Source organism: Streptomyces sp. DvalAA-14, from assembly GCF_900091855.1.
Taxonomy (GTDB): Bacteria; Actinomycetota; Actinomycetes; order Streptomycetales; family Streptomycetaceae; genus Actinacidiphila.
In genome coordinates this window covers 18947-29795 of sequence record NZ_FMCH01000655.1, presented here as the reverse complement: position 1 = coordinate 29795, position 10849 = coordinate 18947, and the positions used below count along the sequence as shown (strand labels likewise).

General features: G+C 73.4%; 10 protein-coding genes. 5 read left to right on the top strand and 5 right to left on the bottom strand.

What is annotated here, in order from left to right:
- Positions 1–160: 160 nt before the first annotated feature.
- A complete protein-coding gene (locus tag GA0115240_RS34865; RefSeq protein ID WP_093743105.1) occupies positions 161–934 on the bottom strand; it encodes a VOC family protein in 774 nt (257 codons plus the stop codon).
- Positions 935–1124: 190 nt separating this feature from the next.
- On the opposite strand from GA0115240_RS34865, the gene GA0115240_RS34860 reads away from it, so the two are divergent.
- Positions 1125–1952, top strand: coding sequence for a sulfurtransferase (locus tag GA0115240_RS34860; protein WP_093743102.1), 828 nt, complete (start codon positions 1125–1127; stop codon positions 1950–1952).
- 170 nt (positions 1953–2122) lie between these two features.
- Here the strand turns inward: GA0115240_RS34860 and sepH are convergent, their stop codons facing one another.
- The 3 genes from sepH to GA0115240_RS34845 form a co-directional block, all read right to left on the bottom strand.
- On the bottom strand, positions 2123–3154 hold the full coding sequence (sepH, locus tag GA0115240_RS34855; RefSeq protein ID WP_093743099.1) for a septation protein SepH: 1032 nt from the start codon (positions 3152–3154) through the stop codon (positions 2123–2125).
- Positions 3155–3492: 338 nt separating this feature from the next.
- Entirely contained in the window at positions 3493–4812 is a 1320-nt protein-coding gene (locus GA0115240_RS34850) for a D-arabinono-1,4-lactone oxidase (protein ID WP_093743097.1), read from the bottom strand.
- Positions 4772–6013 carry an MFS transporter gene (locus tag GA0115240_RS34845; protein ID WP_093743095.1) on the bottom strand — a complete coding sequence of 414 codons (1242 nt, stop codon included), beginning with the start codon at positions 6011–6013 and terminating at the stop codon, positions 4772–4774. The genes GA0115240_RS34850 and GA0115240_RS34845 overlap by 41 nt, the downstream gene beginning before the upstream one ends.
- A 214-nt stretch (positions 6014–6227) precedes the next feature.
- Here GA0115240_RS34845 and GA0115240_RS34840 point away from each other — a divergent pair, with 214 nt between their 5' ends.
- Complete coding sequence (locus tag GA0115240_RS34840; protein WP_093743093.1) at positions 6228–7370, top strand: ferrochelatase; 1143 nt, start codon at positions 6228–6230, stop codon at positions 7368–7370.
- A gap of 108 nt (positions 7371–7478) precedes the next feature.
- Positions 7479–8288 carry an inositol monophosphatase family protein gene (locus tag GA0115240_RS34835; RefSeq protein ID WP_093743091.1) on the top strand — a complete coding sequence of 270 codons (810 nt, stop codon included), beginning with the start codon at positions 7479–7481 and terminating at the stop codon, positions 8286–8288.
- A 163-nt stretch (positions 8289–8451) separates the two neighbouring features.
- On the opposite strand, the gene GA0115240_RS37530 is transcribed toward GA0115240_RS34835, so the two are convergent.
- Positions 8452–8625, bottom strand: coding sequence for a hypothetical protein (locus GA0115240_RS37530; protein ID WP_176725257.1), 174 nt, complete (start codon positions 8623–8625; stop codon positions 8452–8454).
- A gap of 244 nt (positions 8626–8869) precedes the next feature.
- On the opposite strand from GA0115240_RS37530, the gene GA0115240_RS34830 reads away from it, so the two are divergent.
- A complete protein-coding gene (locus GA0115240_RS34830; protein ID WP_093743089.1) occupies positions 8870–9523 on the top strand; it encodes a response regulator transcription factor in 654 nt (217 codons plus the stop codon).
- 6 nt (positions 9524–9529) lie between these two features.
- Positions 9530–10801, top strand: a complete 1272-nt coding sequence (locus GA0115240_RS34825; protein WP_093743087.1) for a sensor histidine kinase — start codon at positions 9530–9532, stop codon at positions 10799–10801.
- Positions 10802–10849: the final 48 nt, after the last annotated feature.

The window sequence follows — 10849 nt, the reverse complement described above, 5'->3', positions numbered from 1 at the left end:
AGGGGGAAGGGCGCCCAGGGGCGCGGGGAACTGCGCGAGCGGGCCGCCACCGGCCGTTGATCCGGGTGCGACCTCAGGTGGCAGGGCGAGCGGGCCCGGCGGACAAGGGCCCGGCGGACAAGGGGCCCGGCGGACAAGGGGCCCGGCGGGCCCGGGCCTGTCAGCGCGGGTTGGTGGTGATCACCGAGAACGCCGCCCCCTCCGGGTCGGCCAGCGCCGCCGTCCGGCCGTCGGGCACGTCGTGCGGCGGCTCCAGGACCTCGCCGCCCAACGCGGTGGTGCGGGCGGCGACCGCGTCGACGTCGGCGACCTCGAAGTACGTCATCCAGTGGGCGCCGCGCTCGCGGGTCAGGCTCCGGCCGCCGCCGCGCACCCCCGCCACCGCCCGGCCGCCGACCGTCAGCAGCACCCGGTCGGAGCCGTCGCCGGCCGGCTCGGTGCCGAAGCCGAACACCTCCCGGTAAAAGGCGGCGACCCGGGCCGGCTCCCGGGTCAGCAACTCGTACCAGGCCGCCGCCCCCGGCGCCTCCGTCAGATCGGCCCCCGGCAGCCGCCTGCCCTGCCAGATGCCGAAGACCGCCCCGGACGGGTCCACCGCGATCGCCATCCGGCCGTCGTCCCCCGCGTCCAGCGGACCGATACCGACCGTGCCGCCCCGCGCGCGGACCTGCTCGGCGGCCTGGTCGGCGTCGTCCGCGGCAAACATCACGGTCCACACCACCGGCCGGTGCGGCTCGGCCGCCCCCTCGCCGAGGCCCGCGATCCGCCGGCCCCCCAACTCGGCCAGCACATACCGGCCGAGCTGCTCCGGCCCCGGCGTGAAGTTCCAGCCGAACAGCGCTCCGTAGAAGTCCTGCGCCCGGTCCACCCGCTGTGCCATCAGGCTCGCCCAGCAGGGGGTGCCCGGCGTCCGACGGCTCGGTACCTCGGTCATCCGAAACGAACTCCTCACGTACTCGTCGCGCACGCGTCCGTGGGCGCGCCCGACACATCGGGGTCGATGCCCACCGATCGTTTCACCACGGGCGATCGGACACGCCGACGAGGTGCCGTGTCCGCCCCCGCGCCGCCACCGGGGGCGGCGAATCGCCGCGGCGGCCGGCCGCGGCACGCACAATGGGCGGATGGAACCCATCATCTCCGCGGCCGATCTGGCGGACGCGCTCGACGGGACGGCGATTCTCGACGTCCGTTACCAGCAGGGCGGCCCACCCGGACACGAGGCGTACGCCAAGGGCCACATTCCTGGGGCGCGCTACGTCGATCTGGACGCCGAACTGGCCGGGCCCCCCGGCGCGAACGGCCGGCACCCGCTGCCGGACATGTCGGACTTCACCGCGGCGATGCGGCGGGCCGGGGTCGACCGGGACCGGGATGTGGTCGTGTACGACGACTGGAAGGGCTGGGGCGCGGCCCGGGCCTGGTGGCTGCTGCGCTGGGCGGGCCACGAGCGGGTCAGGGTGCTGGACGGCGGGCTGGGCGCCTGGAAGGCCGCGGGGGAGCCGCTGAGCACCGAGGAACCCGCCCCGGGCGGCGGCGACTTCACCGCGCGGCCGGGCGCCATGCCGACACTGGACGCGGACCAGGCGGCCGAACTCGCCCACCGCGGTGTGCTGCTCGACGCCCGGGCCGGTGAGCGCTACCGCGGCGAGACCGAGCCGATCGACCCGGTGGCGGGCCACATCCCCGGCGCGGTGAACGCGCCGACCACCGCCAATGTCGCCGACGACGGCCGGCTGCTGCCCCCCGCCGAACTCACCGCCCGCTTCACCGCTCTGGGCGCCCACCCGGCGGCGGACATCGGGGTCTACTGCGGCTCGGGCGTCTCGGCGGCCCACGAGGTCCTCGCGCTGGCCACCGCCGGGATCCCGGCCTCCTTGTTCGTCGGCTCCTGGAGTGCCTGGGTCGCCGACCCGGCGCGACCGGTGGCAACCGGCGGCACCCCGGACTGACGCCCCCGACGACACGGCCCGGACTGGCCGCCTTCCACCGGCTGTCGCCTGCCCCCGGTCGGCGAACCGTGGGACGCGGCGGCGGGGCAGCCACCTGAGTGGCTGCCCCGCACGGCCTCGCGGCTCCCGCTCGACGAGCCCGGTCCGGTCCCCGGTGCTCCCCGGAGGGATCAGTCCTGCTTCTTGCGCCGGCTGCCGAAGACGATCTCGTCCCAACTGGGCACGGTGGCGCGGCGGCCGGGACGGACGCCGTCCGCTTCGGCCTGGCGGTCGGTGGAGCCCTTGAGGCGGTCGCGGTGGCCCGCCACGGCGCGCGGCATCAGCACGTCGGCGTAGGCGGAGCCCGCGCTGGCGGCCGGTGCCTGCTCCTCCTCCTCGACCGGCTCCTCCACCGCCGGTACCGGGTCCGGCGGAGCCTGCGGGGCGGACGGCACCACCATGTCGCCCCGGAAGCTCGGCACCGCCTCCAGCAGGCTGGTCAGCGAGTCCCGCTCCTCCGCGGCCTCGGCCCGTTCCTCCCCGCGCGGCTCGGTCTGGCGGTCCAGGGCCCGGTCCAGCGGACGGTCCCTGGGCAGCCGGGCGATCCGCGGCACGAACGGGAAGCTCGGCTCCTGCTGCGCCGCCTGGCTCTGGGTGGTCTCGCCGATCAGCGATCTGGCCTCGTCGTCCACCGCCTGCACCAGCCGGCGCGGCGGGTCGTACGTCCAGCTCGCCGAGTGCGGCTCACCGGCCACCCGGTAGACCAGCAGCACCTCCCAGGTGCCGTCGTCCCGCCGCCAGGAGTCCCACAGCACGTGGTCCTTCTCGGCGCCGCGCAGCAGCAGCCGCTCCGCGACCGCCTCGCCCAGCTGCGGTCCGGTGCTCTCGCCCTGCCGCCGGACCGGTGTCTTCCTGGCCCGCTCGGCCATGAACGCCCGTTCGGCCAGCACCGGTCCCTCGAAGCGGCGGACCCGCTCCACCGGGATACCGGCCAGTTGGGCGACCTCCTCGGCGGAGGCACCGGAACGTATCCGCGCCTGGATGTCACGGGGCCGCAGATGGCTCTCGACCTCGATCTCGATCTGCCCGAGCCGGGCGCGGTCGTTGCGCACCGCGGCACGCAGTCGCTCGTCGATGGGGAGCGTGTATTCCGTGCTGTCGGCAGCTTTGAGCACCAGTCGTGTGCCGTCGTTACTGACGGCCACGACGCGCAGTTCGGGCACGATTACCTCCCGGGTGGTGCCTGCCGACGTCCGTTGCGTCGCTGCTCCCGTTGGACACGAGTGTGGCCTGCCCGGGTGCAGCGTGCCACAACCTTGCACAGTTACCCGGCGTGTCGGGTGTACATGGTGACACGCCGTTATGGGACGGTGGTCAATTGGCCACGGAGCGTGACCAAAAGGCGACCGTACGGGCACCGGGCGCCGGGATTCGCCACGGTACTCCATTCGGACCACCGCAGGGTGGCTGCCGCGCCGTCGAATGTCTTTCGTGCGGCGGGAGTTGGGTGACACGACTCACACGTGCGCCGGGTGCGCGCCGGGCAAAATGGGACGTAAGCCTACGAACCCAGCACCCTCCGTAGGTAGTCGTTGCCGAACAGCCGTCCCGGGTCGAGGCGGTCGCGCAGACGGGTGAATTCGCCGAAGCGCGGATACACCGAACCGAGGTACTCCGCGTCCCGGGTGTGCATCTTGCCCCAGTGCGGCCGGCCGCCCAGGCCGATCATGATCTTTTCGACCGCGGTGAAGTACTCCTGATAGCGGCTGCCCCGGTACATGTGCACCGCGATGTAGGCGGTGTCCCGTCCGCAGGCCGTGGACAGCGCGATGTCGTCGGCGGGCACCACCCGCACCTCGACCGGGAAGCTGATCCGCAGATCGGACCGCTCCACCATGGCCCGCAGCTCGCGGACCGCCTGGACCGCGGCCTCCCGCGGCACCGCGTACTCCATCTCCACGAACCGCACCCGGCGCGGGCTGGTGAACACCTTGTACGCGACGTCGGTGTAGGTGCGGGCGGCCAGCGCGCGGCTGGAGATCCGGGCGATGCCCGGGATGGCGGCCGGCGCCGCCCTGCCGAGCGCGCAGGCGGCCTGGAAGACCCCGTTGGACAGCAACTCGTCGTCGATCCAGCCGCGGACGGCCGGCACCGGGGCGGCGGGGCCCGGACTGCGGTTGTTCCGCTTGGTGTTGCAGTTCGCGGTGTGCGGGAACCAGTAGAACTCGAAGTGCTCGTTCTCGGTGGTGAGCAGGTCGAACTCGGCCATCACCCGGTCGAAGGACATCGGCTCCTCCCGGGCGGTCAGCAGGAAGAGTGGTTCCACCGCGAAGGTGACCGCGCTGACCACGCCGAGCGCGCCCAGGCCGATCCGGCCCGCCGCGAACACCTCGGGATTCTCCTCGGCCGAGCAGGTCAGCACCGTGCCGTCGGCCGTCACCAGTTCGAATGCTCTGATCTGCGCGGCGATGGAGCCCGAGTCGCGGCCGGTGCCGTGCGTGCCGGTGCCGGTGGCGCCCGCGACGGTCTGCTCCATGATGTCGCCCATGTTGGTCAGCGACAGGCCCTGCTCGGCCAGCACCGCGTTCAACTGCCGCAGCTGCACCCCCGCCTCGGCGGTGACGGTGCCCGCGGCCGGGTCGACGGAGCGGATCGCGGTCAGGCCCTCGGGGCGGATCAGCACCCCGTCGGTGGCCGCCGCGGCGGTGAAGGAGTGCCCGGAGCCGACCGCCTTGGCGGTCAGCCCGTCGGCCGCCGCCCGGCGCAGCACCTCGGCCAGTTCGGCCACCGAGGCCGGCGCCGCGACGCGCGCCGGCCTGGCGGTCACGTTGCCCGCCCAGTTACGCCACACCTTCTCGGCTGTGCCGGCCGACACGCTCATCGCCGTACTCCTCCCGCTCCGGCGCCGGCCGCAGCCTGCGCTTACCGAAGAACGCCACCGCCACGGCCACCACCGCGGCGCAGACCGGCACCGCGAAGGCCGCCGAGGCGCCGTGCGCGTCGATCACCCGACCGGCGAGCGCGGCCCCGGCGGCGACGCCGACCGCCAGCCCCGTGGAGGTCCACGTGATGCCCTCGGTCAGCCGCTGCCGCGGAACCAGCTGTTCCACCAGGCCCATCGCCGTCACCATTGTCGGTGCGATGGTCAGACCGGCCAGGAACAGCGCACCGGCCAGGAACCACAAGTTTCCGACCAGTAGTGGCGGGATCATACTCACCGCCATGGCCGCGATCCCCACCAGGAAGCGGCCGGACCGGGTACCGCGCGGGGTGAGCAGCCCGAAGACCAGCCCGGCCAGGCACGATCCGAGCGCGTAGCTGGCCAGCACCAGGCTGGCCAGCGCCTTGTGGCCGTGCTCGTCGGCGAAGGCCACCGTGGTGACGTCCACCGCGCCGAACATCGTGCCGGTGCCGACGAACACCCCGGCCAGCACCGGCATCCCGGGGGAGCGCAGCGCCGAGCGGCCGGCGGCGGGGTCGCGGGGGTGCGGCGCCGGTTCGGTACGCCGCTGCGCGGTCAGCAGCAGCACGCCCGCCCCGAGGAAGACCACCGCCAGCAGCGGTCCCGCCTCGGCGAAGGCCACCGTGCACAGCCCGATGGACAGGATCGGGCCGATGATGAAGACGATCTCGTCCACCACCGACTCCAGCGAGTAGGCGGTGTGCAGGAGTTCGGGCGAACCGCGGTGGATCGCCGACCAGCGGGCCCGCACCATCGCGCCCACGCTCGGCGTGCAGCCGGCGCCCAGCACGCAGACGAAGTAGACCCAGTCCGGCGCCCCGGCCCGGACCGCGATCAGCAGCGCGGCCACCGAGGCCACCGTCACCGCGCTGGCCGGCCGCAGCACCCGCCGCTGGCCGTAGCGGTCGACGAGCCGGGAGACCTGCGGACCGCAGACCGCGGCCGACAGCGCCAGCACCGCCGAGAGCGCGCCGGCCAGCCCGTAGCGCCCGGTGAGCTGCGAGATCATGGTCACCACACCGATGCCCAGCATCGACAGCGGCATCCGGCCGACCAGGCCGGCGGCGGAGAACGCCTTGCTGCCGGGGACCGTGAAGATCGCGCGGTACGGGCTGCTCACGGATGCTCCCCGGTAAGGTACATGGCTGGCTGATACAGCTTACGGAGCCGGGCAACCGGATTTCCGCGGCCGCCGCCCGGGGCCGGGGCGGGCCCGGCGCGGGTCCCGCCCGGAGTGGCTGCCGGTTCGGACCTCCTTGCCGCGCGGGCCGGGCACCGCCCGTACGGGGAGGCGGTCGCCGGGCCGGTCGCCGGCGGGTGGCAGGATCGGAGGCATGTCCGTTCAGCCACCTCGGCCCGCCCCCGCGGCCCGGCCCGACCCCGGTCCCTACGACGCCCTGCTGCTGCTGTCCTTCGGCGGCCCCGAGGGCCCCGACGACGTGGTGCCCTTCCTGGAGAACGTCACCCGGGGCCGCGGCATCCCCCGCGAGCGGCTCCAGGAGGTCGGCAAGCACTACTTCCTGTTCGGCGGGGTCAGTCCGATCAACGCGCAGAACCGGGAGCTGCTCGGCGCCGTCCGCGAGGACTTCGCCGCCGCCGGCCTCGACCTGCCGGTGTACTGGGGCAACCGCAACTGGGCGCCGTATCTGACCGACACCCTGCGGGAGATGGCCGAGGCAGGCCACCGGCGCGTCCTGGTGCTGGCCACGAGCGCCTACGCGTCCTACTCGGGATGCCGCCAGTACCGGGAGAATCTGGCCGCGTCGCTGGCGGTGCTCGCCGAGGAGGGCCGCGAGCTGCCCCGGATCGACAAGCTCCGGCACTACTTCAACCACCCCGGCTTCGTGCAGCCGATGACCGAGGCGACCCTCGCCGCGCTGGCCGCCCTGCCGCCGGAGGTACGGGACGGCGCGCGGCTGGCCTTCACCACCCACTCCATCCCGACCGCCGCCGCCGACACCTCCGGGCCGGTGCCGGTGCACGGCGACGGCGGCGCGTACGTGGCCGAGCACCTGGACACCGCCCGGGTGATCGCCGACGCGGTGCGCGAGGCCACCGGGGTCGAGCGCCCCTGGCAGCTCGTCTACCAGTCGCGCAGCGGCGCCCCGCACATCCCGTGGCTGGAGCCGGACATCTGCGACCACCTGGAAGAGGTGCACGCGGCCGGCGCGCCCGCGGTGGTCATGGTGCCGATCGGCTTCGTCTCCGACCACATGGAGGTCAAGTACGACCTCGACACCGAGGCGACCGCCAAGGCCGCCGAGCTGGGCCTGCCGGTCAGCCGGGCCGCCACCGTGGGCGCGGACCCGCGCTTCGCCGCGGCCGTGCGCGCGTTGGTGCTGGAGCGCGCCGCCACCGAGCGCGGCCTGGCACCCGCGCGCTGCGCGCTGGGCGTGCTGGGCCCCAGCCACGACATCTGCCCCGCGGGCTGCTGCCCGGCCAGGAGCCCGCGGCCGGCCGCCGCGGGGACCGACTGAGCGCCCCCGACGGAGCGCCGGGCCGAAGCACCCGCCCGGAGCGCCGGGCCGAACGGCGCTCGACCGGGCCGCCGACGACGCAGGAGGCACGAACTGAGGAGCCACGAGATGACCACACCCGCGAGCCCGGACACCGCGCAGCTGCTGGAGATCGCCCTGGAGGCGGCCCGCAGGGCCGGCGCCCTGCTGCGTGACGGACGGCCCGCCGACCTCGGCGTGGCCGCCACCAAGACCAGCCCGATCGACGTGGTGACCGAGATGGACATCGCCGCCGAGAAGCTGATCACCTCCTACATCGGCCGGCTGCGGCCCGACGACGGCTTCCTCGGCGAGGAGGGCGCCAGCAGCGACGGCACCAGCGGGGTCCGCTGGGTGATCGACCCGCTGGACGGCACGGTGAACTACCTCTACGGCCTGCCGGCCTGGGCGGTCAGCATCGCCGCCGAGTACCAGGGGGAGGCGGTCGTCGGGGTGGTCGAGGCGCCGATGCGCGCCGAGACGTACCAGGCGGTGCTGGGCGGCGGCGCCCTCGTCAACGGCGCGCCGGCCCGCTGCCGTCCGGCGCCGGAGTTCTCGCACGCCCTGATCGGCACCGGCTTCGGCTATCTCGCCGAGCGCCGGGTGGCGCAGGCCGAAGTGGTCCGCGCGCTGGTGCCGCAGGTCCGGGACATCCGGCGGGCCGGGGCGGCCGCGATCGACCTCGCCGACGTCGGCTGCGGGCGGCTCGACGGCTACTTCGAGCGGGGCCTCAATCCGTGGGACCTGGCGGCCGGGGCGCTGTTCGCCCGGGAAGCGGGCGCGCTGACCGGCGGACGACCCGGGCACGCCGCCTCGGGCGAGCTGACGATCGCCGCGCCGCCCGGGCTCTTCGAGCCGCTCCAGAAGCTGCTGGAGGACCTGGGCGCCTGGCACGACTGACCGACCGGCCGGCGGACCGACTGGCCGACTGGCCGACTGACCGGCCGGCGGACCGACCCGGCGAGGCGCCCGCCTGTTCGCCGCGCGTAGACATGCGAACGCCCCGGCACCTTCCTGGTGGCCGGGGCGTGCGGCTTGCGGGTCGACCGCGACGATCAGTGGGTCAGGCGACCTTGGGCCGTACGTCCACCCCGTGCTCGGCGGCGAGCCGCTGGAGGTCCTCCAGCTCGCTCTGCTCCACCTCGGCGAGGAACTCGTCGCCCGTCTCACGTGCTTTGCGCAGGTCGGACTCCGTGGTGTGTATGCGCTGCAGGATTCCGGTCGTGAACGCGTTCATGTGCGCCCCCTCGTCGACTCCGTTGACACGAGGTGTGTCAAGCCCGGCGCCACGCGATGGGAAACGCGTGGCGAGGCATGGTGGGTGGGTGTACAGCCACCATCCCCAACGGTTTCGGAGCGGAAACCTCCCGGCTACCGGAAAATTGCGCGGGCATGTGCCAGCTGGGTCCCTTATCGCCGATTTACGGTCCCGCGGTGCACCATGGGGAGGCATTCCCACAGCTCATGGAAGGAACAACGCCTTGCGCGTACTGGTCGTCGAGGACGAGCAACTGCTCGCCGACGCGGTGGGCACCGGCCTGCGCCGAGAGGCCATGGCCGTCGATGTCGTCTACGACGGCGGGGCCGCTCTGGAGCGGATCGGTGTCAATGACTACGACGTCGTCGTGCTCGACCGCGACCTGCCGGTGGTGCACGGTGACGAGGTCTGCCGGCAGATCATCGGCCTGGGGATGCCCACCCGGGTCCTGATGCTCACCGCCTCCGGCGACGTCAGCGACCGGGTGGAAGGTCTGGAGCTGGGCGCCGACGACTACCTGCCCAAGCCCTTCGCCTTCACCGAGCTGACCGCCCGGGTCCGCGCGCTCGGCCGCCGTACCACCGCGGCCCTGCCGCCGGTCCTGGAGCGGTCCGGCATCCGGCTGGACCCCAACCGCCGCGAGGTGTTCCGGGACGGCACGGAAGTGCACCTGGCGCCCAAGGAATTCGCCGTCCTGGAAGTGCTGATGCGCAGCGAGGGCTCGGTGGTCTCCGCCGAGCAACTGCTGGAGAAGGCCTGGGACGAGAACACCGACCCCTTCACCAATGTGGTGCGGGTCACCGTGATGACCCTGCGCCGCAAGCTCGGCGAGCCCCCGGTGATCATCACCGTGCCGGGCTCCGGTTACCGGATCTGATCGGCCATGGCCTCCGTCTCGCCCCAGACCCCCGCGCCGCCGCCGCCCACCGGCCCCCCGGTCCCGCCGCGACCCTCCTGGGACCCGCCGCCGTCCGCCGAGAGCCGGCCGCCGTGGCTGCGGCCCACCATCCGCATCCGGCTGACCGTGCTGTACGGCGGCATGTTCCTGATCGCCGGGGTGGTGCTGCTGTGGATCATCTACCTGCTGGCCGCGCAGGCCATCAACCAGGGCAGCGTCTTCCCGTTCAAGCTCCTCAGCGCCAACATCGAGTCGACCAACTGCTCGGCGCTGCCGGCCGGCCAGAGCATCACCTCCGAGCAGTTCAGCCAGGCGCTCAACACCTGTATGAGCCACCAGCGGGACATGGCGCTCAACACCCTGCTCAAGCGCTCGCTGATCGCGCTGATCGGCCTGGCCGTGCTCGCCTTCGCGTTCGGCTACCTGATGGCCGGCCGGGTGCTCGCGCCGCTCGGCCGGATCACCCGGACCGCCCGCAGCGTGGTGGGCTCCGACCTGAAGCGCCGGATCGAGCTGGACGGGCCGGACGACGAGCTGAAGGAACTGGCCGACACCTTCGACGGCATGCTGGACCGGCTGGAACGCTCCTTCGACGCCCAGCGCAGATTCGTCGCCAACGCCTCGCACGAACTGCGCACCCCGCTGGCGATCAACCGAACCCTGCTGGAGGTGCAGCTGTCCGATCCGGCGGTGTCGCCCGACCTGCAGCAGCTCGGCAAGACGCTGCTGGCCACCAACGAGCGCAGCGAGCAGCTGGTGGAGGGCCTGCTGCTGCTGGCCCGCAGCGAGAACGAGATCATCGACCGCAAACCGGTCGACCTGGCCGAGGTGGCCTCGCGGGCGCTGGACCAGACCCGCGGCGAGGCGCAGAGCAAGGGCGTGGAACTGCGCGGCGAGCTGGAAGCCGGGGTGGTGCAGGGCAATGGCGTGCTGCTGGAGCGCATCGCCTTGAACCTGGTGCAGAACGCGGTGCGCTACAACGTGCCCGAGGACGGATGGGTCCAGGTGAGTACGGTCGCGCAGAACGGGCAAGCTCTGCTCGTAGTCGCGAACACCGGGCCGGTCGTACCGGCCTATGAGATCGATAATATTTTCGAGCCGTTCCGGCGGCTGCGTACCGAGCGGACCGGCAGCGACAAGGGTGTCGGCCTGGGCCTGTCCATCGCCCGTTCGGTCGCCAGAGCCCACGGCGGCGTCATCGCGGCGGAGCCGCGAGAGGGAGGCGGCCTGGTCATGAGGGTCGCGATCCCGCTGTAGGGTCTCCCACGGTCTTCCACCGGACCTGCGGAATCAGCTCCTCGAACG